At 69.2% G+C, this 22568-nt stretch carries 25 protein-coding genes; 13 read left to right on the forward strand and 12 right to left on the reverse strand.

All coding sequences use genetic code 11. The features are described 5' to 3' along the window. Positions 1 to 26 precede the first annotated feature (26 nt). Both ABSL23_RS06315 and uvrA read right to left on the reverse strand, forming a co-directional pair. Entirely contained in the window at positions 27 to 686 is a 660-nt protein-coding gene (locus ABSL23_RS06315) for a lactate utilization protein (RefSeq protein ID WP_353635101.1), read from the reverse strand. 105 nt (positions 687 to 791) lie between these two features. Continuing rightward, positions 792 to 3761 (reverse strand): excinuclease ABC subunit UvrA, encoded by a 2970-nt coding sequence (uvrA, locus tag ABSL23_RS06320; RefSeq protein ID WP_353635102.1) that lies wholly within the window; start codon positions 3759 to 3761, stop codon positions 792 to 794. A 96-nt stretch (positions 3762 to 3857) separates the two neighbouring features. On the opposite strand from uvrA, the gene ABSL23_RS06325 reads away from it, so the two are divergent. Beyond that, positions 3858 to 4433 carry a hypothetical protein gene (locus tag ABSL23_RS06325; protein ID WP_353635103.1) on the forward strand — a complete coding sequence of 192 codons (576 nt, stop codon included), beginning with the start codon at positions 3858 to 3860 and terminating at the stop codon, positions 4431 to 4433. Here the strand turns inward: ABSL23_RS06325 and ABSL23_RS06330 are convergent, their stop codons facing one another. Next, entirely contained in the window at positions 4434 to 5375 is a 942-nt protein-coding gene (locus ABSL23_RS06330; RefSeq protein WP_353635104.1) for an alpha/beta hydrolase, read from the reverse strand. Positions 5376 to 5424: 49 nt separating this feature from the next. After that, entirely contained in the window at positions 5425 to 5895 is a 471-nt protein-coding gene (locus ABSL23_RS06335) for a YbaK/EbsC family protein (RefSeq protein ID WP_353635105.1), read from the reverse strand. A gap of 88 nt (positions 5896 to 5983) precedes the next feature. Here ABSL23_RS06335 and ABSL23_RS06340 point away from each other — a divergent pair, with 88 nt between their 5' ends. Beyond that, positions 5984 to 6181: a hypothetical protein gene (locus tag ABSL23_RS06340; protein WP_353635106.1), complete on the forward strand. Its 198-nt coding sequence runs from the start codon at positions 5984 to 5986 to the stop codon at positions 6179 to 6181. Positions 6182 to 6219: 38 nt separating this feature from the next. Continuing rightward, positions 6220 to 6438 (forward strand): hypothetical protein, encoded by a 219-nt coding sequence (locus ABSL23_RS06345; protein WP_353635107.1) that lies wholly within the window; start codon positions 6220 to 6222, stop codon positions 6436 to 6438. 43 nt (positions 6439 to 6481) lie between these two features. Here the strand turns inward: ABSL23_RS06345 and ABSL23_RS06350 are convergent, their stop codons facing one another. Continuing rightward, positions 6482 to 7222 (reverse strand): SDR family NAD(P)-dependent oxidoreductase, encoded by a 741-nt coding sequence (locus ABSL23_RS06350; RefSeq protein ID WP_059055486.1) that lies wholly within the window; start codon positions 7220 to 7222, stop codon positions 6482 to 6484. A 60-nt stretch (positions 7223 to 7282) separates the two neighbouring features. Here ABSL23_RS06350 and ABSL23_RS06355 point away from each other — a divergent pair, with 60 nt between their 5' ends. From ABSL23_RS06355 to ABSL23_RS06365, 3 genes are read left to right on the forward strand one after another with little or no spacing between them, the layout of a single operon-like run. Next, positions 7283 to 7735, forward strand: a complete 453-nt coding sequence (locus ABSL23_RS06355; protein WP_059055488.1) for a universal stress protein — start codon at positions 7283 to 7285, stop codon at positions 7733 to 7735. Position 7736: 1 nt separating this feature from the next. After that, positions 7737 to 8348 (forward strand): AIM24 family protein, encoded by a 612-nt coding sequence (locus ABSL23_RS06360; protein WP_059055490.1) that lies wholly within the window; start codon positions 7737 to 7739, stop codon positions 8346 to 8348. 57 nt (positions 8349 to 8405) lie between these two features. Then, on the forward strand, positions 8406 to 9374 hold the full coding sequence (locus tag ABSL23_RS06365) for an ROK family protein (RefSeq protein ID WP_059055491.1): 969 nt from the start codon (positions 8406 to 8408) through the stop codon (positions 9372 to 9374). Between the two features lie 46 nt (positions 9375 to 9420). Here the strand turns inward: ABSL23_RS06365 and ABSL23_RS06370 are convergent, their stop codons facing one another. From ABSL23_RS06370 to ABSL23_RS06380, 3 genes are all read right to left on the reverse strand, one after another. Then, on the reverse strand, positions 9421 to 10080 hold the full coding sequence (locus tag ABSL23_RS06370; RefSeq protein ID WP_353635108.1) for a protein-L-isoaspartate(D-aspartate) O-methyltransferase: 660 nt from the start codon (positions 10078 to 10080) through the stop codon (positions 9421 to 9423). 18 nt (positions 10081 to 10098) lie between these two features. Further along, on the reverse strand, positions 10099 to 10758 hold the full coding sequence (locus ABSL23_RS06375; RefSeq protein ID WP_353635109.1) for an HVO_0476 family zinc finger protein: 660 nt from the start codon (positions 10756 to 10758) through the stop codon (positions 10099 to 10101). 307 nt (positions 10759 to 11065) lie between these two features. Then, positions 11066 to 12010, reverse strand: a complete 945-nt coding sequence (locus ABSL23_RS06380; protein ID WP_353635110.1) for an aminopeptidase — start codon at positions 12008 to 12010, stop codon at positions 11066 to 11068. 119 nt (positions 12011 to 12129) lie between these two features. Here ABSL23_RS06380 and ABSL23_RS06385 point away from each other — a divergent pair, with 119 nt between their 5' ends. From ABSL23_RS06385 to ABSL23_RS06395, 3 genes are all read left to right on the forward strand, one after another. Beyond that, positions 12130 to 13137: a type II glyceraldehyde-3-phosphate dehydrogenase gene (locus ABSL23_RS06385; RefSeq protein WP_353635111.1), complete on the forward strand. Its 1008-nt coding sequence runs from the start codon at positions 12130 to 12132 to the stop codon at positions 13135 to 13137. Positions 13138 to 13285: 148 nt separating this feature from the next. Next, the gene (locus tag ABSL23_RS06390) at positions 13286 to 13639 is read left to right on the forward strand and encodes an SHOCT domain-containing protein (RefSeq protein WP_089649772.1); all 354 of its coding nucleotides are present in this window, start codon (positions 13286 to 13288) and stop codon (positions 13637 to 13639) included. 78 nt (positions 13640 to 13717) lie between these two features. After that, positions 13718 to 14101 carry an Hsp20/alpha crystallin family protein gene (locus ABSL23_RS06395; RefSeq protein WP_353635112.1) on the forward strand — a complete coding sequence of 128 codons (384 nt, stop codon included), beginning with the start codon at positions 13718 to 13720 and terminating at the stop codon, positions 14099 to 14101. Here ABSL23_RS06395 and ABSL23_RS06400 read toward each other — a convergent pair whose 3' ends face one another. Next, a complete protein-coding gene (locus tag ABSL23_RS06400; protein WP_059055504.1) occupies positions 14102 to 14953 on the reverse strand; it encodes a RimK family alpha-L-glutamate ligase in 852 nt (283 codons plus the stop codon). It abuts the gene before it with no gap. A 98-nt stretch (positions 14954 to 15051) separates the two neighbouring features. Further along, entirely contained in the window at positions 15052 to 15582 is a 531-nt protein-coding gene (locus ABSL23_RS06405) for a 50S ribosomal protein L16 (RefSeq protein ID WP_059055507.1), read from the reverse strand. Between the two features lie 177 nt (positions 15583 to 15759). Here ABSL23_RS06405 and ABSL23_RS06410 point away from each other — a divergent pair, with 177 nt between their 5' ends. The 4 genes from ABSL23_RS06410 (at position 15760) to ABSL23_RS06425 (ending at position 21169) form a co-directional block, all read left to right on the forward strand. Next, positions 15760 to 16983 carry a carboxylate--amine ligase gene (locus ABSL23_RS06410; protein ID WP_353635113.1) on the forward strand — a complete coding sequence of 408 codons (1224 nt, stop codon included), beginning with the start codon at positions 15760 to 15762 and terminating at the stop codon, positions 16981 to 16983. Positions 16984 to 17184: 201 nt separating this feature from the next. Continuing rightward, positions 17185 to 18531 carry an LLM class flavin-dependent oxidoreductase gene (locus tag ABSL23_RS06415; RefSeq protein ID WP_353635114.1) on the forward strand — a complete coding sequence of 449 codons (1347 nt, stop codon included), beginning with the start codon at positions 17185 to 17187 and terminating at the stop codon, positions 18529 to 18531. Positions 18532 to 18574: 43 nt separating this feature from the next. Next, positions 18575 to 20269, forward strand: a complete 1695-nt coding sequence (locus tag ABSL23_RS06420) for a DUF87 domain-containing protein (protein ID WP_353635115.1) — start codon at positions 18575 to 18577, stop codon at positions 20267 to 20269. Positions 20270 to 20329: 60 nt separating this feature from the next. Further along, a complete protein-coding gene (locus tag ABSL23_RS06425; protein ID WP_059055515.1) occupies positions 20330 to 21169 on the forward strand; it encodes an aldo/keto reductase in 840 nt (279 codons plus the stop codon). 256 nt (positions 21170 to 21425) lie between these two features. Here the strand turns inward: ABSL23_RS06425 and ABSL23_RS06430 are convergent, their stop codons facing one another. Both ABSL23_RS06430 and ABSL23_RS06435 read right to left on the reverse strand, forming a co-directional pair. Beyond that, positions 21426 to 21620: a cold-shock protein gene (locus tag ABSL23_RS06430; protein WP_059055516.1), complete on the reverse strand. Its 195-nt coding sequence runs from the start codon at positions 21618 to 21620 to the stop codon at positions 21426 to 21428. 155 nt (positions 21621 to 21775) lie between these two features. Beyond that, a complete protein-coding gene (locus ABSL23_RS06435; RefSeq protein WP_059055518.1) occupies positions 21776 to 22432 on the reverse strand; it encodes an HAD family hydrolase in 657 nt (218 codons plus the stop codon). Positions 22433 to 22568 lie beyond the last annotated feature (136 nt).

Genomic DNA, 22568 nt, shown 5'->3' on the forward strand with positions numbered 1-22568 from the left:
GTCGCGAGCGCGAAAAGAGGCTTCGCTTAGTATCCGAGCGTCTTCTCGACGAGCACGAGCGTCGTGCGGCCCTCGGTGCCCTCCTGGCGGTAGATGAGCTCCTTGGAGGGGTAGCTCTCGACGCCGTAGGCGTCCTGGGCGCGCTGGTTCTCGAACTCGTAGGCGTACTCGTGGAGGCGCTCGCGGGCGGCCTCGACGTCCTCGACGACCTTGTTCACGCCGGCGACCAGCAGGAGGTTCTTCGCGGCGAAGGGGTACGCGCCGACGCGGCTGCCGGAGAGGTCGGCGGCGACGAGCGCGCCGTCCTCGCGGCCGATGCCGTTGACGCTGCCGAGGAAGTAGTCGGCGGTCTGGGCGTCGCGGCGCGCGGCGTCGCGCTCCTCGTCGTCGTCGATGCTCCAGATTTCCGCGGCGAGGTTCTCCCAGTCGTGGTCGCCCTCGTCGAGGTAGTCGTCGAACCCGACTTCTTCGAGCGTCGTCGAGTGGCCGTTCATCACGGACGCGCCCGCCGGAATCTCGTCGACGAGCACGTCGAGCGCTTCGTCGGCGTCCGCGACGACTTCGACGTCGAAGCCGCTGGCTTCGAGGTTCTCGACGGCGGCGTCGAGTTCCTCGTCGGTCGGGTGGCTGTCCCAGTCGTCGTCCACGTCGACGTCGTCGACGTAGTCGGATTTCTGCTGGCTCACGTCCAAAGGATGTCGCTTGCCGGGAAAGAAGGTGCGGGCACCGGCGAGTCGCGCCCAAACGAGTAACCCGCGTGTCACCGGGTTCGCGCCGCGCTACCGCGCGGTCTAGTCGTCCTGCGCCGGCGCGGCCTGCTCGCCGGCCGCGGGCTTCTCGCGGTCACTGCGCGGGCCTTCGAGGTCCACGCGCGGGAGCTTGTCGCGGAGGTACCGTCCCGTGTGGCTGTCGTCGTTGCGCGCGACTTCCTCCGGGGTGCCGGCGGCCACGAGGTCGCCGCCGTGCTCGCCGCCCTCGGGGCCGAGGTCGACGACGTGGTCGGCGTTCTTCACGAGGTCCAGTTCGTGCTCGATGACGACGACGGTGTTGCCGCGGTCGGTGAGCCGCTGGAGCACCTCGATGAGCTTGCGCTCGTCGGCGCTGTGCAGGCCCGTCGTCGGCTCGTCGAGCAGGTAGAGGGTGTCGCCGGAGTCTTTCTTCCCGAGCTCTTCGGCGAGCTTGACGCGCTGGGCCTCACCGCCCGACAGGGTGGTGGAGGGCTGGCCGAGCTTCATGTAGTCGAGGCCGACGTCCATCAACAGTTTGAGGCGGCGGCCGAGCCGGCTGTCCGCCTCGAAGAACTCGTAGGCCTCCTCGACGCTCATGTCGAGGACGTCCGCGATGGTCGCGTCCTTGAACGTGACGTCCAGCGTCTCGTCGTTGTAGCGGGCGCCCCCGCACTCCTCGCAGGGGACGTGGACGTCCGAGAGGAAGTTCATCTCGATCTTCTGGGTGCCCTGCCCGCCGCAGGCCTCACAGCGCCCGCCCTTCACGTTGAACGAGAAGCGCCCCTTCTCGTAGCCGCGCTGCTTGGCGAGCTTGGTCTCGGCGAACTTCTCGCGGATGTAGTCGAAGATGCCCGTGTACGTCGCGGGATTGCTGCGGGGCGTGCGGCCGATGGGACTCTGGTCGATGAGCCGCACCGTCTCGACGTTGTCGATACCCTCGATGGCGTCGTGCTCGCCGGGGTCCACGGAGGTGTTGTCGTTCATCTCGCGGGCCAGCCCCTTGTAGAGGATGTCGTGCATCAGCGTGGACTTCCCGGAGCCCGAGACGCCGGTGATGGCGGTGAACGCGCCGATGGGGAGGTCGACGTCGAGGTCGCGGAGGTTGTGCTGGCGCGCGCCCTCGATGGTGAGCGTGTCCTCCCAGTCGCGGCGCTCCTCGGGCACCGGAATCTGCTCGCGGCCCGCGAGGTAGTCCCCGGTGACGGAGTCTTCGGCGGCCATCAGGTCCTCGACGTCGCCGTTCGCGACGACCTCGCCGCCGTGGCGGCCCGGCCCGGGACCCATGTCCACGACGTTGTCCGCGCGCCGCATCGTCTCCTCGTCGTGCTCGACGACGACCAGCGTGTTCCCGAGGTCGCGCAGTTCTTCGAGGGTGTTCAGCAGGCGGTCGTTGTCGCGCTGGTGGAGGCCGATGGACGGCTCGTCGAGGACGTACAGGACGCCCACGAGCCCGGAGCCAATCTGGGTGGCGAGGCGGATGCGCTGGCTCTCCCCGCCCGAGAGGGTGGAGGCTTCGCGGTCGAGCGTGAGGTAGTCGAGGCCGACCTCGGTCATGAAGCCGAGGCGCGCGCGAATCTCCTTGAGAATCTCCTCGGCGATGGTGCGGTCGCGCTCGTCGAGGTGGTCCTCCATCCCCTCGAAGTGGTCGAGGGCGTCCCCGATGCTCATCCGGTTGACTTCGGTGATGGGCGTGCCGTCCACGAGCACCGCGCGGGACTCGGGCTTGAGGCGCGTGCCGTCACACGCCGGGCACGTCGTGACGGACATGTACTCCTCGATGTGGTCGCGGGTGCTCTCGGAGTCTGTCTCGACGTAGCGGCGTTCGAGGTTCGGGATGACGCCCTCGAAGGGCTTCTCCTTGCGGCGGGTGCCGTTCTTCGTCTGCCGCTTGAACACGACGTCCTCGTCGGTGCCGTAGAGGAACGCCTGCTGGACGTCCTCGTCGAGTTCCTCGAACGGCGTGTCGAGGCTGATGCCGAAGTGCTCGGCGACAGAGTCGAGGCGCGTCTGGTAGTACGAGCGGTTGTAGCTCCACGCCTCGAAGACGTGTTTGACGGGCTTGCTCTCGTCGACGACGACGAGGTCCTCGCTGACCTCCTTCGTGTTCCCGATGCCCTCACACTCGGGACACGCGCCGTGCGGGCTGTTGAAGGAGAACGAGCGCGTCTCGATTTCGCTGATGTCGATGCCGCAGTGCGTACAGGCGAGGTCCTCGCTGAACTCCACGACGAAGCGCTCGTCGTCGTCCTCGTCGGCGAGGTCGCCCGTCGAGCGCGCGGTCGCGCCGCCGAGTTCGAGGTCCTCGTCGGCGTCCGGGACGATGACCTTCAGGACGCCGTCCGCTTCCTCTAAGGCGGTCTCGACGCTGTCGTTGATGCGCGAGCGGGCGTCTTCGCTGACCGCGACGCGGTCCACGACGACGTCGATGGTGTGGTCGTAGTTCTCGTCGAGGTCCGGGTCGTCGTACGCGAGGTCGTAGGCTTCGCCGTCGACCTCCACCCGAGAGTACCCCTCGCTGACGAGCTCCTCGAAGAGCTCCTCGAAGGCGCCCTTCTGGTCGCGCACGACGGGCGCCGCGATTTTCGCCTTCGTGCCCTCGGGGAGTTCGAGGATGCGCCGCACCATCTGCTGGGCGGACTGCTCGCCGACCTCGCGGCCACACTCCGGGCAGTGCGGGACGCCGACGCGCGCATAGAGGAGGCGCAGGTAGTCGTGGAGTTCCGTGACCGTCCCCACGGTCGAGCGGGGGTTGTTCGCGGCGTTCTTCTGGTCGATGCTGATGGCCGGCGACAACCCCTCGACGGACTCGACCTGCGGTTTGTCCATCTGCCCGAGGAAGTTCCGGGCGTACGCCGACAGGCTCTCGATGTAGCGGCGCTGGCCCTCCGCGTAGATGGTCTGGAAGGCCAGCGACGACTTCCCCGACCCGGAGAGGCCGGTCACCACGTTCAGCGCTTCGCGTGGAATCGTCACGTCGAGGTCGTCGAGGTTGTTCTCCTCGGCCCCGCGGACCTCGATGTAGTCGTCACTCATTGAGCGTCTAGTACCGCGCGAATCGGTGAAGGTCTGTCGGTCGCGGCCACCGTGCGAACCCTTTTACTGGAAGGCGACGCAGCCGAACGCACACGGATGCCCTCCACGTACGACATCTCCACGGTCGCCCTCGACGACGACCGCTACGAGGTCCGCCAGTCCCTGATTCGGAACAAGTACGCCGTCCGCGACAGCGCCGGCGACGTCGTCCTGCGCGGCAAGCAGAAGATGTTCAAGATGAAAGAGGAGTTCCCGTTCGTCACCGGCGACGGCGCGGACGCGTTCACCGTGAAGGCCGGCGGCATCGTGGACGTCGCGGGCAACTACGCCATCACCGACGCCGGCACCGGCGAGGAGGTCGTCGTGCTCGACGAGGACTTCTCGCTGTTCGTGGAGAACTGGACGGTCCGGGACCCCGAGACGGGCGCGGCGCTGGCGACGATTCGCTCGAAGAACAGACTCCTCTCCGCGCTCCGTCACCTCGTCGGCTTCGCGAACCTCGTCCCGAACCGCTACGAGATATTCGACGCCGACGGCGACCACGTCGGCGACGTGCGCGGGAAGTTCTCGCTGCGGGACGCCTACACCGTCACCATCGACGACGCCAGCGACGTGCCCAAGGAGGCGGTCGTCGCGGCCGCCTGCGTGCTCGACGCGCTCGAAAACGAGTGACTACGCGGCGTCGAACGCCTCGCGGAGGTCGCCGGCGACGTCCGCGACCGCGTCGTGGGCGCGGTCGAGATCCGGGTTCGAGAGCATCGTCGCGAACCCGTGAATCATCCCCTCGTACTCGACGTGGCGCGTGGGCACGCCGTCCGCGACGAGCTGGTCGGCGTACCGCTGGCCGCCGTCCCGGAGCGGGTCGAAGCCCGCGGTGAGCACGGTCGCGGGCGCGACCCCCGAGAGGTCGCAGGCGTTCGTCGGGTCGCCGTAGGGGTTGCGCTCGTGAATCTCGGAGCCGTAGTAGCACTCCCGGAACCACCAGAGGTCGTCCTCGCTGAGCACCTTCCCGGCGTGCTCGCGGACGGAGTTCTGGTCTTCCTCGATGCCGACGCCCGGGTACAGCAGGTACTGGTAGTCGACCTCGGGGCCGTCGCGCTCGGCGGCCATCAGCGAGACGACCGCCGCGAGGTTCCCGCCCGCGGAGTCACCGACGACCGCGAGGTCGCCCGTGCCGGCGAGCGCGTCGGGGTTGTCCGCGGCCCACTCCAGCGCGGCGTACGCGTCCTCGACGGCCGCCGGGAACGGGTGTTCGGGCGCGAGCCGGTAGTCCACGCTCATCACGACGCAGTCGCTCTCGCGCGTGAGGTGCCGGCAGAACAGGTCGTGGGACTCGACGCTCCCGAGCACGAACCCGCCGCCGTGGTAGAACACGACCGTCGGGAACGGCCCGTCGCCCTCGGGGCGGTACAGGCGCACGGGGAGGTCGCCCGCGGGCCCGGGAATCGTGCGGTCGACGACGCGCCCGACCTCCGGGGGGTTGCGATTCTGCCACCAGCTCGACGCGCGCTCCAGCAGCCGGAGCGGCCGCGCACCGATAGTCCGCAGCGACACCGGGAGCTTCTCGCGGCGTTCGAGCACCGCCCGCGCCTGCGGGTGCAGTCGCTCGTCCATACGTGACAGTCGCGTGACCGCAGCAAAAAGGTCGGGCTGCCGGCAGCCCTCACTCCGCGACGTCGACGGCCTCCGCGCCCGCGAGGTCTCGCAGGCGCTCGGGCTCGATTGGCCAGACCGCGGTCGGCGTGCCGGCCGCCGCCCACACCTCGTCGTGGTCGAGCAGCGTGTCGTCCAGCAGGACGGGCACGTCCGTCGCGTGGCAGATGGGCGGCACGCCGCCGATGCTCCAGCCCGTCGCCTCCTTCACCTCGTCGGCTTCGGCCATGCGCGCGTCGCTGGCGTGCCGGTAGACTGCGACCGTCGCGAGGTCCACGCGGTTCGCGCCGCTCGTGACGACGACGACAGGCTCGTCGTCGGCGACCACGACGATGCTGGACGCAATCTGTGCGACGTCGCAGCCGACCGCGTCGGCCGCGTCGGCAGCCGTCTTCGTCCCCTCGTCGAACTCGTGGACGTCCACGTCGACGTCGTACTCCTCGCGCGCCCGCTCGACGAACTCCGCGGCTCGCTCGTGCATACGACAGTCGGTGACTGAGTGCGAGCGCAAAGGTGTATCGCTCCGCGCAACCGGGTGGGTTCTTCCGTGCGAGCGCGGTAGTCGTCGTATGCCCCCGCAGTCGAACTCCGTGCTCGCCCGCCTGCTCCCGGTCGCCGGGACGGCCTACCTCGCGTACCTCGCGACGCGACCGCCGCCCGCCCGCTGGGTCGGGCTCGGGTGTCTGGCCGTCGTCACGCCGTTCCTCGCCGGCTGGGTGCTCGGGAACGTCTTCGGCGTCGGCCCGTGGAGTGGCGACGACGAGTGACCGAAAAGACACTTACTCTGTCACTTCCAACGGAAGCTATGCCCTCGTGGGACGGCTTCACGACGTGGCTCGAATACGAGTTCCTGCTGTTCAAGCTCGTCGTCGCGGGGAGCGTGCTGTTCTGGGTCGGGCGGACGCTGCTGCGCGCCGTCGACGACAGTTCCCTGACTCGGGGAACCGTTTTCCTCTACGGCTCCGCGGCATTGCTCGCCGCGAGCGTCGCGCTCGCGTGGTGGCTCGGCCGGGAATCCGCGTGAACCGCTCGCTTCGCTCGCGGATGCTCGCGAACGCCGGACGCCGTTACACGTCCTCGGGCAGCCACCCGCCATCGACTTCGACGTTCTCCCCGGAGATGTAGTCCGAATCCTCGTCGCAGAAGAACCGGACCGCCTGCGCGACGTCGTCGGTGGAGGCCCAGCGGCCGCGGGGGGCGTCCTCGGGGAACTCGTCGGAGGTCTCGACGACGTACGGGGAGACGGCGTTGACGGTGATGCTGTCGTCTTGGGTGTCGGCGGCGAGCATCCGCGTGAACATCAGTACGCCCTGCTTGGCGGCGAAGTACGGGAAGTTCTGCGGGGAGACCAGCCCCTTCTCCGAGGAGGCGTAGCCGATGTTGACGATGCGACCCCACTGCCGGGCGCGCATCCCGTCGAGCGCGCGCTTCGAGCAGAGGTACGTCCCCGTGAGGTTCGTGTGGAGGACGCGGTTCCACGTCTCGAAGTCGACGTCCTCCCAGTGGGCGGGCGCGAAGTCCCCGACGTTGTTCACGAGCACGTCCACGGTCCCCAGTTCGGCTTCGGCGGCGTCGAAGATGGCGTCTACGCCCTCCGGGTTCGTCACGTCGCCCTGCACGGCTGTGGCGGCCGGCGCACCGTGTTCGCGGGCGTCGGCGGCGGTCTCGCGCGCGGCGGCGTCGCTGCTGTAGTAGTGGACGGCGACGCTGGCGCCGCAGTCAGCCAGCGACAGGCAGAGCGCGCGACCGAGCCCCTTCGCGCCGCCGGTGACCAGCGCGGTGCGGTCGGTCAGGTCGGGAGCGAGCATGCCTCGTACTCGCCGACCGCACGGGATATTCTTATGGGGTTGCCCGAACACGCCGGAGACATGGCTATCCAGAACCTGCTGCTCGCGGTCGGTCCGAGCGACGACGAGCGAATCGAGCCGATGGCGCGCACCGCCACGGACATCGCCGGGCCGGCGGGCGCGACGGTGACGCTCGCGCACGTCTTCACGCGCGAGGAGTACGAGGACACAGCCGACCGCCTCGGCTTCGGGCCGGACGACGAGGTGACGCCGGACGTCGTGGCGCGCCGCCACGCGACCATTCGCGACCTCGGCGACCAGCTCGACGACGCCGGCGTCGACTACGACGTGCGCGGACACGTCGGCGGCCACGGCGAGAGCATCGTCGAACTCGCGGACGACGTGGACGCCGACATCGCGGTCGTCGGCGGGCGGAAGCGCTCGCCGACCGGAAAGGCCGTCTTCGGCAGCACCGCCCAGACCGTGCTGCTGTCGGCGCCCTGTCCCGTGACGTTCGTGCGCAGCGACCACTGAGATGGACGCGACCGTCGAGGACGGCGCGGGCGGGCTGCTCGTCGTGGAACTGGACGGCGGAGAATCCTTGCTCGCGGCGTCCGGGTCGCTGGTGGACTACGCCGGGCGGCTCCGCGTCGAGCGCGCTCGCGAGGGCGTGCTCCGGTCGGTCGCGAATGCGCGCCAGCGCCAGCGCACGCCCGTCCGCGTGACCGCCGACGAGGCGACGACCGCGCGGTTCGGGCCGTCCCACCACGGCAGCGTCGTCGCCGCCGACCTCGACGGCGAGGGCGTGGCGGCGACGCGGGAGGCGTTCGTCGCGGCGACCGGCGACGTCCGCGTGGGTGCCGACCGCGTGGGGGACGCGCCCGCCCGCGGCAGCGGGCTCTTTCTCACGACTGTCGCCGGGGACGGCACGGCGTATCTCGCGGGCCGCGGGCGCGTCGAGCGCGTGACCGTCCCCGACGGCGAGCAGCGCGTGGTCGCGGCCGCGAACGTCGTCGCGTTCGACGCGGACGCCGCGGTCTCCGTGGAGCGCGTCGGCGCCGTCGAGGACGCCGCGTCCGTCTGTCGGATTCGCGGGCCGGCGGCCGTCTGGACGGCGACGCGGCCCGCGCCGGGCGCGACGAACTAACGCGGCCGCGAGTGAAAACTGTGCAGTTAAGTGCCGGGGCGCCTCCATTCGAGGTAGATGCCGTACTACGTCGGCGTTGACCTCGGCGCGACGAACCTGCGCGCCGCCGTCGCGAACGACGACGCGACCGTCCTCGCCACCGACAAGCGGCCGACGCCCCGCGGGCCGACGGGGATTCAGGTCACGGAAGCCGTCCTCGACGCCGTGCGCGCGGCCTGCGAGGACGCCGGCGTCACCCCCGCCGAGGTGCGGGCCGCCGGCATCGGCAGCATCGGCCCGCTGGACCTCGCGGAGGGCACCATCGACGGTCCCGCGAACCTCCCGGACTCCGTGGGGACGGTCCCGCTCGTCGGCCCGATTTCGAACCTCATCGACTCCGAGCGCGTCCACCTCCACAACGACACCGTCGCGGGCGTCATCGGCGAGCGCTTCCACGCCGACAGCAACCCCGACGACATGGCGTACGTCACCATTTCCTCGGGCATCGGCGCGGGCGTCGCCGTCGACGGCGAAGTGCTGGAAGGCTGGGACGGCAACGCCGGCGAACTCGGCCACATGCTCGTCGACCCGCAGGGCCGCCGGACCTGCGGCTGTGGCCGCGACGGCCACTGGGAGGCGTACTGCTCGGGGAACAACATCCCCGAGTACGCCCGCATGCTCGCCGAGGAGGATCGCGGCGTCGAGACCGCACTCCCGCTGGACGACGCCGACTTCTCCGCGAAGCACGTCTTCGAGCACGCCGGCACCGACGAGTTCGCCAGCCACGTCGTCGACCAAGTGGGCTTCTGGAACGCGATGGGGGTCACGAACCTCGTGCAGTCGTACGCGCCCCTTGTGGTCTACGTCGGCGGCGCCGTCGCGCTCAACAACCCCGACCAAGTGCTTGCCCCCATCCGGGAGTACATCGACGAGAGCGTGTTCAACAACGTCCCCGAGATTCGGCTGACGTCGCTGGGCGACGACGTCGTGCTCCACGGCGCGGTCGCCTCTGCCATCACTGGTGGGACCGGCGAACGCACGCGATAATCTTCTCTGACTTCCGCTCTCTCCCGAGAATCGTGTTCGGAGTGTCCTACTCGCCGCCCTGCATCCGCACGAACCGCACGGGGCCTTCGTCCGATTCCACGAGCCCGCCGTCCTCGTTCTTCTCCGCGCGGACGAGGCGCTGGCTGGCGTCGCCAATCGGCCCGACCAACCGACCGCCGTTCCGCACTTGCTTGACGACCGCGTCCGGGAACTCGGGCGCGGCGCACGTCAGATACGCGGCGTCGTAGGGCGCGTGCTCGGGCCAGCCGTCGTGGCCGTCGCCCTGGCGGACTGCCACGTCGCCGTAGCCCGCGCGAGCGAGGTTCTCGCGCGCTCGTTCGGCGAGCGCCGCGACGTACTCAACGGAGTAGACGCCCTCGGCGCCGACGAGTTCGGCGGTGACCGCGGCGTGGTAGCCACAGCCCGTCCCGACTTCGAGCACGCGGTCGTCCTCGCGGAGGTCCAGTTCGTCCGCCATGATGGCGACGACGTGTGGCGCGCTGACGGTCTGGCCCTCCCCGATTGGGAGCGGGCGGTCGTCGTACGCCGCGTCCCGCTGGTCTACGGGGACGAACTCGTGGCGCGGCACCGCGCGAATCGCGTCCGCGACGCGCTCGCTGACGTTCGGCCGCTTGGCGAGTGCGTCCGCGAGGTCGTCGCGCTCGCTCGCGAACTCGTCGTCAGAATCAGGTTCCTCGTCGGTCATGGCTCCGTAGTCAGTCGGTTACCAGGGGGACCAGGCGCCGCTGGTCTCGTCGTCGCCGTACACGCGCTTGACGTCCTTCGCGAACACCACGTCGCCCTCGTCGCCGAGCTTCGGGAACTTGTAGCTGTCAATCGCGTTCTCGCGGACGTGGATGCCCGTGACGGTGAACGCCTCCTCGCCGAACTCCTCGGTCTCGCCGACCGCGAACTCGTAGTCGCCGGGGACGTGGACCTCGATGCTCCGGCTGCCCTCCTCGCTGTCCTCCTTGGGGTTGATGGTGACGTCCACGCTGACGTTGCCGACGTCGCGCGCCCACACCGTGTCGATGTCGGCGCCGTCCGCGCGCGTCGTGCGGTCCTCCGGGCCGACCTCGATGCTGGTCACGCGAACCTGCGCGATGACCGCCTCGGTCTCGACGACGAACTCGTCGCCCTCGTAGACGGTCTCCTCGGGGTCGAACTCCGCGGTCCCCGTGAAGGACTCGCCGTCCTGCGAGACGACGACGTCGACGCTGACGGTGGTCTCCTCTTCGACGGGCTCTTTGTGGACGTGGCCGCAGTCGGTACACTTCACGGTCGCGTTCCCGCCACCCGTGGTGAGTACCTCGTGGACGGTTTCGAGGTCCGGCGAACACGACGGACACTCGAAGGGGACGTGCTCCCCGACGTTTTCGCTCATGGTGGCGTATAGCGGCCCCGTACGTAAAAGACCGCGGAGTTGGGGTTTTGAAAGTAGGGTCGTTTTTCTCTGCTCTTCGGTGTCGATGCTTTCTCGAAAGCCCCGGCGGGCTCGACGGCTGCGACTCGCTGCGCTCCTCGCTTCGCTGCGGTGCTTGCGTCGTCTCGCTCGTCGAGCCCGCCGCCCCTTTCAGTCCCGGAAGACTCACTGCGTTCGTCTTCCGACCCTCGCGAACGCGGAGCGTTCGCTCAGTCCACCCGCTACTGGGTGGTCGGTCGGCTGTAGCTGTCGGTCGTCCAGTCCGGAGTTACGGACTCGGCAGTTCGACTTCTTCGCCGTCGGCGAAGACCGTGGGCTCCCGGATGATGCCGTCGAGGTGCAGCGGCGCGTCGGTGTCGCCGCCGATGCCGGCGTCGTCGCCGATGGCGATGTGGACCGTCCCCGCAGCCTTCTCGTCGAGGAGGACGCTCCCGACGAGTTCGGTGACGGCGACGTTCGTGCCGATGCCGAGTTCCGCGAGGTTGTAGGCGTCCTCGCCGACCTGCTCGCTGGCGGCTCCGACCTGCTCGCGGACTTGGTCGTCCGAAATATCGGTCACGAAGCCGTCCTCGACCTCGAAGCGGAGCTGGTCGTCCTCGCCGAGTTTCCCGTGGGGCATCATCGTGCCGTCCACGACGTACGTCCCGTCGGCGGTCTCGGGGGAGACGAACACCTCGCCAGCGGGGAGATTCGAGAAGTCGCCGGGCTCGTGGACGATGCCGGTGTCGTCGCGCCACTCGCGGGCGCCCGGCTCGAACGTGATGTCCGTGCCCGCGGGCGTGGTGACGCGGAGTTCGTCGGCGTCCTCGACCTGCGCGAGCACGTCCTCGCAGTGCTGGCGGATGGTCTCGTAGTCGGCGTCCAGTCCCGTGGTGAACACGTCCTCCGTGATGCCGGGGAGGGTCGCGCCGCGGGCGCCGGCGTCGTTGGCGGCGCCGCGAGCGCGCGTGTGACTCAGGCTCTTCGTCGTCGGCGCGAGGAACACGTCCGCGTCCTCCATCGCAGCGGCGACGGGACTCGGCGGCTCCTCGCCGTGCTGGTCGCCCGGCGGATAGCGCAGCAGCGTCGCGTCCGTAATCTCGCTGGCGACGTCGTACAGCGCCTCGCCGATTGGCTGGCGCTTGTCGTCCGTCACGATAACGCAGGACTCGTCGGCTTCGAGGCCGAGGCACTGTTCGACGGCGGTCTCGGCGGCCGCTCGCAGGTCGGTCATAACTGGTCGTTCTCGCGGCGCCGCGTTAGGTCTTGTTGCTCGCGTCTCCGGGATTCACTCGCGTCGCGGTAAATCGGTCCTGCGAAACGGTTAACCGCCGGGCCGTGACAGTTCTGGGTATGATTCGCGTCGGCATCAACGGCTACGGCACCATCGGGAAGCGCGTCGCAGACGCGGTCCGCGACCAGCCCGACATGGACGTCGTCGGCGTCGCCAAGACCAGCCCGAACTACGAGGCCGAACAGGCAGTCGAGCGCGGGTACGACCTCTACGCAGCCATCGAGGACCGCGCGCACAAGTTCGCCGAGGCGGGCATCGAGACGGCCGGCCTCGTCGACGACCTCGTCGCGCAGAGCGACGTCGTCGTGGACGCCACGCCCTCCGGCATCGGCGCGCAGAACCGCGCGCTCTACGAGGAGTACGACACGCCCGCCATCTACCAGGGCGGCGAGGACGCCGACGTCGCGGACGTCTCGTTCAACGCGCGCTCGAACTACGACGACGCCGTCGGCGCCGAGCACGTGCGCGTCGTCTCCTGTAACACGACCGGGCTCTCCCGGCTGCTCGCGCCGCTCCGCGAGGCGTACGGCGTCGAGAAGGTGCGCGCGACGCTCGTGCGCCGCGGCGGCGACCCCAGCCAGCCGTCTCGTGGCCCCATCAACGACGCGCTCCCGGACCCCATCTCGATTCCGAGCCACCACGGCCCCGACGTCCAGACCATCTTCCCCGACCTCGACATCGACACGCTCGGGCTGAAGGTGCCGACGACGCTGATGCACGTGCACGCCATCAACGTCACGCTCGCCGCCGAACCCGACGCCGAGGAAGTGCGGGAACTGCTCGGCGAGCAGTCCCGCATCACGGTCGTCGACGAACACCTCGGCATCGAGGGCACCGGCCAGCTCAAGGAGTGGGCGCTCGACCGCGGCCGTCCCCGGGGCGACCTCTGGGAGAACTGCCTCTGGGGGGAGTCCGTCACGACGGAGGGCAGCGACTTCTACTGCTTCCAGGCCATCCACCAGGAGTCCGACGTCGTCCCCGAGAACGTGGACGCGATTCGCGCGGTCACCGACAGCGCCGACGCCGCCGAGTCCGTCGCCACCACCAACGACAGCCTCGGAATCTGACCGGCCGGCCGACTCCACTTCTCGAAACAATCTTCGACGGCGGCTGAACACTCACTCGTTAACCAAGTGGGCGTCCCGAACTTTCGGAACTGAAGGAAAACTGGGGTAAGTCGTCCGCGCGTATCTTCACGCACGGAGGTGTCCACGTATGCTACGACAGTACTCGACTCGTCGTCTCGTCGCCGGCGCGCTCGCGGTGACTGCCACGGCCGTCGCAGTGCCCGCGCTCGCTGCGGGATTCGGGGGCGCTGCCGCGCCGATGCACCGAGCAGCTGGCGGACACGCGATGGGCGGGCACGCGATGGGCGGCGGCTGGCTCGGTGGCCCGGTGTGGTGGCTGGTCCTCGTCGGCGTCGTCGCCGTCGGGCTCCTCGCCCTCACTCGCGGCGATTCCGGCGACGGCGACGACGCGCTGGCGGCCGCCCGCAGGGCGTACGCCCGCGGCGACCTCACGGACGAGGAGTACGAGCGGCGCCGTGAGGCCCTCCGCCGCGACGACTGACCCCGTCCACAGCCGCCCGAGCGGCCCAAAACTCACACAGTCCGAACGCTTTTCCAGCACGCGGCCTAACCTCGGGGTATGAGACGCGACGACCGGGACGACCCATTCGACGACATCTTCCGCGAGATCGAGCGGATGATGGACGAGATGATGGACGGCACGAACGGGTTCGAGGGCGACCAGTCCGGCTTCTCGACGGACACCCACGTCGACGTCCACGAGACCGACGACGAGGTCCGCGTCATCGCCGACCTCCCCGGCGTCAAGAAGGAGGACATCTCCGTGCAGTGCGACGGCGAGCAGGTCACTATCAGCGCGAGCAGCGACCTCCGCGAGTACGACGAGCGCATCGGCCTCCCCGGCCCCGTGGACCCGCGCTCGGGGGCCGCGAGCTACAACAACGGCATCCTCGAAGTCACGTTCGAGCGCACCGGCGAGTCGACGAACATCGACGTCGAGTAGCTACTGTTCTGCCGTCCGTTCGACGAGCGCCGCGAGCCTGTCGTAGAATCCCTTCTCGTATTTTTGTTCGTCGTCGATGGTCGGGCGCGCGTTCGTCTCGTTGACGACCGCGCGCTCGTCGGTCACGAGCACGTCCACGCCGAGGAAGTCCACGTCCAGCGCATCGGCCGCGTCCACCGCGAGTTCTCGGAGTTCGTCGGGCAACGCGACGCCCGCGGCGTCCGCGCCGCGGTGGACGTTGTGCTTCCAGCCGTCGGGCGCCGCGCGCCGGACGGCGCCGACGACCTCACCATCTAAGACCATCACGCGGTAGTCCGCGGCTTCGGGCAGGAATTCCTGAATCAGGTAGGACTTGTCGCCGGTCGCACGGTAGTCGTGGACCAGTTCGAGGTAGTCGGTGACGCCGTCCAGCGAGTCCGCGTCGTGGACTTTCGTGACGCCGACGCCGCGCGTCGTGGAGTTCGGCTTCACGACGACGGGCGCGTCGAAGGCCTCGAACGCCGCCCGAACCTCGTTCTCGTCGGCGGGGTTCGAGACGTACACCGTCTCGGGGACGGGCACGCCGGCGTCCGCGAGCGTCGCCAGCGCGCCGGCCTTGTTCCGGGAGCGCAGCACGGCCGCGCGGTTGTTCACCCACGGCACGTCGAGGAACGCGTCCACGACGCCGCCCTCCATCAGCCGCCCCGGGAACACGAACCCCGCGTCGAAGCGCGCGGGGTCGAACGGCGGGTCGGCGAGGCGGGTGACGTGCTCGCGGACGGAGACGTGCTCTGCGCGAATCCCGCGCTCGGCGAGCGGCTCGCGCATCCGCTGGAACGTCTCCGCGTCGTTGGCGACCGCCAGCCCGAGCATACGCTGGCGTCGTCGCTTGAGGACTAAAAGACGCCGGTCGGCGCCGAGAAGCCGGTGCCGCGGCTACGCGACGGGAAAGCCGGAGAGAAGCGGCCGGATTACCGGACCAGCAGTTCTTCGCCGCGCTCGACGTTAATCTTGCACGGCGGCGTGATCTTGTTGTAGGCGCGGCGGAACGCCTCCTTGACTTCCTCCGCCTGGTCGACGTCGCAGTACGCGGTGAACAGCTGCTCGCCGGGGTAGATGCGGGCCGCGGTGCCGACCGGGACGCCGAACGCCTGGCGCATCCCGTCGGAGACGCGGTCCGCACCCGCGCCGGTCGCCTGCTTGTTCTCCCGGATGATCTGGTGGGGGAACTTGCGGAGCTGCATCTTGTAGTTGCCCTCGCCGAGTTCCTTGATGAGGTGGCGGTTCGCGGAGAGGCGCGCGGCCTCAAGCGAGCCGTGGCGGAGCTGACACTCCTCCTCGGGGACGAGGCTGATCTGGACGGGGTAGTCGTCTGCGTCCGCCTGCAGGTCGCCCATCTGGTGCTGTGCAATCTTCGAGCCCGGAATGCCCGTGACGTAGTCGCGACGGGTGTACGACGGCTTGTCGATTTTCCGGTACATGGAGGCCGGCTTCTCGGACATAGTTACTACTGGGGTCTGACGGCCAGCGCGCGAATAAAGGCTTCGAACCCGTTCCGTCGCCGTGCCCGCCGTTGCGCCTCTGACGACGCCGCGGATGCAGCTCCGCTTCCCTCCCGGATACCGGCGGACGAGGACGGGAATCCGGCCGCTTTAGCCGCCCCGCCCACAAGCCAGCCCATGACCTTCCACGAGTTCGAGGACCTCCGCGACGCGCTCGCGGACGCGGACTTCGACCGACCGCCAGCGTTCGTCGCGAACGCGCACGTCACGGGCGTCTCCGTCGCCCGCGCGCTCGACGCCCACGGCGTCCCCGTCGTCGCGCTCGACCGCTCCGGGGACGGCGCCGCGCCGCCGTCGAACGCCGTCGACTACGCGGGCCGCGTCACGTACCCCTTGGACGACGAGGACGGCTTCCGCGAAGACGTCGAAGAGCTCGCCGCACAACTGGACCACGAGCCGGTCGCGTTCGGCTGCATGGACGAGTGGGCGCTCGCGTTCGCCGAGACCGAACCGGAGGGCGTCCGCCTGCCGTTCGCCGACAGCGAGACGATGGACGCCGTCCTCGACAAGAGCTCGCTCTACGAGACCTGTGAGGAACTCGGCGTCCCCTACCCCGAGACGTACCGGCTCTCCGAGGTCGACCCCGACGAGGCCGCCGACGAACTCGGCTTCCCGCTCGTAATCAAGCCCGCGCGCAAGCGCGAGTTCGAGGAGGCCGTCGGCACGAACGTCATCGAGGTCGCGGACCGCGGGGAGTACCGTGACGTCGTCGAGATAGCCCAGGAGACCGGCATCGAAATCATGGCTCAGGAGAAGGTACCGGTCGCGCGCGGCGAGGACCACTCGCTGGCGTCCTACGTCCCCGAGGACGGCGACCCGCTCGCGGTCGTCGGGAACGCCCGCGTCCGCGCGCCGCTGGGCTACGGCACGTCCTGCGTCGTCGAGCGCGTGGACGAGCCCGAAATCGAGGAGCGCGCGCTCGCGGTCATCGAGGAGGCGGGCTACCACGGCATCAGCGAGGCCGAGTTCGTCTACGACCGCGACCGCGACGAGTTCGTCCTCCTCGACGTCAACACGCGCCCGTGGAAGTGGATTAGCATGCCCGTGCAGGCCGGCGCGAACCTCCCGATGGCCGCCTACGCCGACGCCACCGGCGCCGACTACGAGCCCGACCCCACGAACGACGCGCGCTGGCTCTCGCTGGAGGACTACCTCCCGCTGCTCGCCGGCGGCGACCTCGCTGACGTGCTCTCCACGGCCGACTGGGAAGCGCTCGTCTCCGGCGACTTCGAGACGAGTGGCGACCTCACGACCGCCGTCTACCGGCCCAGCGACCCCGCGCCAATCGCGCACCGCCTCGACGTCGAGTTCGGCGGCCGCGACTACTACTGCTCCTGCTGAGATTCAAGTGCGAAGCCGGGACCACTCCGGCGCGTGACCTGACTGCTGCCCGGCGCGGTTCCGCGGGAGTGCGACGACCCGCGTCGGCTGTCCCCGTCGCCTGTCAGCCCCGACTCGGCGAGGCTTGCCGCTCTCCCGGACAACACCACGCCAGCGTCGTGACCGGCCGGCTTAAACGCCTCATTCCCCTACCAGCGCGCAATGACCGACCGGATGCGGCTGAACCTCTTCACGATGAACTCCGTGGAGCACGTCTCCGTGGGGTCGTGGCGACTCCCCGGCGACCAGTCCCACCGCTACAGCGACCGCGAGTACTGGACCGACGTCGCGCGCACCGCCGAGCGCGGCGGCTTCGACGCCGTCTTCTTCGCGGACGTCCGCGGCATCTACGACGTCTACAGCGACGACCGTGAGACGGCCGTCGAGAAGGCCGTCCAGACGCCGTCGAACGACCCAGCGTACCTGATTCCCGCGATGGCCGAGGTCACCGACGACCTCGGGTTCGCCGTCACGAAGTCGACGTCGTACAACCACCCCTACCAGCTCGCCCGCGAGTTCTCCACGCTCGACCACCTCACGGACGGCCGCGTCGCGTTCAACATCGTCACCTCCTACCTCGAATCTGCGGCGGCCAACCTCGGCTACGACGACCGCATGGACCACGACGAGCGCTACGACCGCGCCGACGAGTTCATGGACGTCCTCTACAAGCTCTTCGAGGACTCGTGGGACGACGACGCCGTCGTCCGCGACCGCGAGTCGGGCGTCTTCACCGACCCCGAGAAGGTCTCGGCCATCGACCACGAGGGCGAGCACTTCGAAATTCCGGGGCCGCACGGCGCCGAGCCGTCCCCCCAGCGCACGCCCGTCCTCTACCAGGCGGGCTCGTCGGACCGCGGCCGCGAGTTCGCCGCCGAGCACGCCGAGGCCGTCTTCGTCAGCCAGCCCTCCGTCGAGGCCGTCGAGGACTACGTCGCGGACCTCCGCGAGCGCGCCGCCGACCACGGCCGCGACCCCGACAGCCTCGCGTTCTTCCCCGGAATCGTCCCCATCGTCGGCGAGACCGAGGAAGTCGCGGAAGCCAAGTACGACGCGTACACGGATGCCATCGACACGGAGGGCGTGCTCGCGCTGCTCTCCGGGTTCGTGGACATGGACCTCTCCGAGCTCGACCCGGACCAGAAACTGGAGCACATCGAGACCGAGGCGATTCAGGGCGTCGTGAACGCGTTCACGGCCAACGACGACCGCGACTGGACGGTCCGCGAGGTCGCGGAGTTCGCGGGACTGGGCACCACCTCGCCCGTCGTCGTCGGGACGCCCGAGCAGGTCGCCGACGAGTTCCAGTACTGGTTCGAGGACGTCGGCGTGGACGGCTTCAACGTCAAGGAGGTCGCCCGGCCCGACAGCCTCCGTGACTTCGTGGACCTCGTCGTTCCCGAACTCCGCGAGCGCGGGCTGCTCCGCGACGAATACGACGGCGAGACCCTCCGGGAGACGACGTTCGGCCGCCGCGGGCTCCCCGACGGCCACCCCGGCAGCCGGTAAGCGAGGACAACGGTTTTCTCCCCGGCTCGCGTGGCACCCAGCGATGGCAGACACCGCAGCGGACGGCGACCAGCGGATTCACGTGGGGGAGACCGCGGACGGCGACCGGCTGGAGTTCCCCATCGTGGAGATGCTCACCGGCCGCGGGTTCGTCACCGGGAAGTCCGGGTCCGGGAAGTCCAACACCACGAGCGTCGTCGTGGAGGAGCTCCTCGAAGCCGGCTACCCCGTGCTCATCGTGGACACGGACGGCGAGTACTACGGCCTCAAGGAGGAGTACGAGCTCCTGCACGCGGGCGCCGACGAGGAGTGCGACATCCAGGTGAGCGTCGAGCACGCCGAGAAGCTCGCGCACCTCGCCTTGGAGGAGAACGTCCCAATCATCCTGGACGTCTCCGGCTACCTCGACGACGAGGAGGCCGACGACCTGCTCCGGGAGACGGTGCGGCACCTCTTCGCGAAGGAGAAGAAGCTCAAGAAGCCGTTCCTGCTCGTCGTCGAGGAGTGCCACGAGTACATCCCGGAGGGCGGCGGCGTCGGCGAGACGGGGAACCTCCTCATCAAGGTCGGGAAGCGCGGCCGCAAGCACGGCCTCGGCGTCGTCGGCATCAGCCAGCGCCCCGCGGACGTGAAGAAGGACTTCATCACGCAGGCGAACTGGTTGGTGTGGCACCGGCTCACGTGGGAGAACGACACCAAAGTCGTCGGTCGCATCGTCGGCAGCGACTACGCCGACGACGTGATGGACTTGGGGGACGGCGAGGCGTTCATCCAGACGGACTGGAGCGACGACATGGTCAAGCGGGTGCAGTTCAAGCGCAAGCGCACGTTCGACGCGGGCGCCACCCCCGGCCTCGACGACTTCGAGCGCCCCGACCTGAAGTCCGTCAGCGGCTCGCTGATGGAGGACCTCGGCGAGATTACCGACCGGAAGGAACAGGAGCAGAACCGCATCGAGGAGTTAGAGTCGAAGCTCGAGAACCGCGAGGAGCGCATCGCGGAGTTGGAGTCCGAGCTGGAGACCGCTCGCGACGTCTCCGCGGCCGCCCGGAAGATGGCGAACGCGCTCGCGCACGGCGACGGCTCCCCGCCCGAGAGTTATCAGGCGACCCTCCAGACGAAGAACGAACACATCGACCGACTGGAGGAGCGCATCGACGAACTCGAAGCGAAAGTCGAGAGCGGCGTCGCCGCTGACGAGTCCGCGAGCGAGGACGACGGGGACGCGCCCGAGGAGCGCTCCGACGCCGACGCCGACACGGAGCCCGCTGTCGGGAGCGGCGACGAGCCCCGGGACGCGCTCGTGGACGCCGTCCAGGACCGGCTGCGGCGCCGCGGCGAGCGCAGCAAACTCCAAGACGCGAGCGACGACGCGGACGTGACGCCGGACGACCCCGCGGGGCCGGCGGCCGAGACGGTCGTCGACCTCCTGCAGGCGCCGCCGGTCGTGACGCGCGTGAACGCGGCGCGCCGCGACTCGAAGTGCAACGACGACGCCGCGTGGCGCGTCGTCTCCGAGCTCGCGACGAATCCGGGCGCAAGCGCGCACGACCTCGCGGCCGCAGCGGGCATCGACGTCGAACCCGTCCACACACTCCTGCGGGAACTCCGCACCCGCGACCTCGTCGCGCGCGACGACCGCACGTACGCGTTCAACGCCGACCGGATGCGCACGCTCGTCGAACACGACGACCCCTCGAAGCCGCGGACGGAACTGCGCGACCAGTGGGAGCCCTGACTGCCGGCGGACGAGTCCGTTTCACCAACATCTTTGCGACCGGCTGTTGACGGCTCGCGTATGGCAACGGAGAACGACAGCGACACGTTCGACATCGGCGGCGAACTGACAGTCCACCGGCTCGGGTTCGGCGCGATGCGCGTCACCGGCCCGGACGTCATCGGGTCGCCCGACGACGAGGAAAACGCCCGCGAGGTCCTCCAGCACGCCGTGGACCTCGGCGTCGACTTCGTGGACACGGCGGACTCCTACGGTCCCGGCGTCAGCGAGCGCCTCATCCGCGAATCCGGCATCGCCGAGGACGCCGTCGTCGCCACCAAGGCGGGCCTCCTGCGGAACGCGACCGGCGACTGGATTCCCCACGGCGACCCCGACTACATCAAGAACCAGGCGCTGGCCTCGCTCGACCGGCTCGGCGTCGACTCCATCGACCTCTACCAGTACCACCGCCCCGACCCCGACACGGACTTCGAGGACGCCGTCCACGCGTTCGCGGAGCTCAAAGACGACGGCCTCGTCGACCACGTCGGCCTCAGCAACGTCTCCGTCGAGCAGCTGGAGACCGCCCGCGACATCGTCGACATCGCCACCGTCCAGAACGCGTACAACGTCGTCGACCGCGAGTACGAGGACGTCCTCGAAGCCTGCGAGGACTACGACATCGGGTTCATCCCGTACTTCCCGATGGGCGGCGGCGACCTCGGCGAACAACAGGACGACCTCGAAGCCGTCGCCGCGGACCACGACGCCACCGTCCGGCAGGTCGCGCTCGCGTGGCTGCTCGACCACTCGCCCGTGACGCTCCCGATTCCCGGGACGTCGAGCATCGACCACCTCGAAACGAACGTCGCCGCGAGCCACCTCGACCTCACGGCCGAGGACCGCGCGCGACTAGAGTAGCCGTCGGCGCTCAGCGGTACCGCGCGACCGCTGCGACGACTACCAGGAGTGCGCCGGTCACGAACGTGCCGGGAATCGGCAGGACGAACAGGAACGCGCCGACGGCCAATCCGAGTGTAGATGTCCGCACGCGTCGCTAGTCGGGCGTCACACTGGTACGCCTTGGGGCGGCAGAACGCAGTCGCTACGTCGTTTTTGGAATAGTCGAAAAATGATTCGTCCTGTCCAGCGTCAGCGACGCTGGCCTATCACCGAATTACAGCCGAGTGAGGTTCGTCGCGCGGGGGCCCTTGTCGGCCTCCTCGATGTCGAACTCGACTTCCTGACCTTCCTCCAGGTCCGGGCCGCCGATGTCTTCCATGTGGAAGAACACGTCCTCGTCCGCGTCGTCAGTCTCGATGAATCCGTAACCGCCAGTGTCGTTGAAGAAGTCAACCGTACCGGTTGCCATTGCAACCACAGAGAAGCGCCGCTCGTTGATAACCTTTGTGGCACGCGACGACCCCTCCCGAGGCGGACGGTCCGCCCGCGAGAGCCGCGGAGAGTCCCTCTCGATGCGTCGCTATCGCTGGTCGAGACGGGCGTAGCCGTCTCGGTCGCGGCCGGTCAGTCGATGATGTCGTGGAGGTCGCTCAGGCCGTCGATCTCCCACGTCGGCCAGACGTTCAGCTCCCAGTCGCGGCGGTGGGGGCGCCGGATGAACGCCGAGTCGATGCCCGCGTTCTCCGCGGCGCGCACGTCGGACTCGTTGTCGCCGACGAACAGCGCCGAGTCCGCGTCGAGGTCGGCGAGCGCGCGGTCGATGTAGTGGGAGTTCGGCTTCCGGCGCTCCAGGCTCTCTATCGTCGGCTCGCGCCCGTAGGCCGCGCCGAACAGGTCGTCGACGCCGAAGTGCTCTAACACGAAGTCGACGGTCGCCTGCTGGTTCGAACTCACGATGCCCATCGAGACGTCCAGGTCGTGGAGCGTGTCGAGGTCGTCGTAGAGGGTCTTGCGGCCCTCGCGGACTTCCTCGTACTGGGCTTCCGCGGCGGTCTGGTCGCGCGTCGGCCAGAACTCGCCGGGTTTGAGCCCGTAGCGGCTACAGACGTCGCTGACGGTCTTCGGCGTCGCGCCGATGGTCATCTCCTCGATGTCGTCGGGGTCGGGGTCGGTGACGCCGAACTGCTCGAACGTGTCCTCGGTCGCCGCCTGCAGCACGTCGTACCGCGTGCGGCCGACGAGGACGCCGTCGTTGTCGAACACGACGGTGTCGTAGGTCATACCTCCTCTTGGGGCGACGCACTGATAAACGTTTCAGCGCCGAGACTGCCCGTTCGTCCGGCTGACCGTCGGCGTACGCGTCCGTTCCCGGACAACTGTCCGCGTTCTACCACTCGTCTCCTCGCCGGCGCGGGGT

Origin of the sequence: Halobacterium sp. NMX12-1 (genome assembly GCF_040435975.1) — an archaeon.
GTDB classification, from domain to species: Archaea; Halobacteriota; Halobacteria; order Halobacteriales; family Halobacteriaceae; genus Halobacterium; species Halobacterium hubeiense.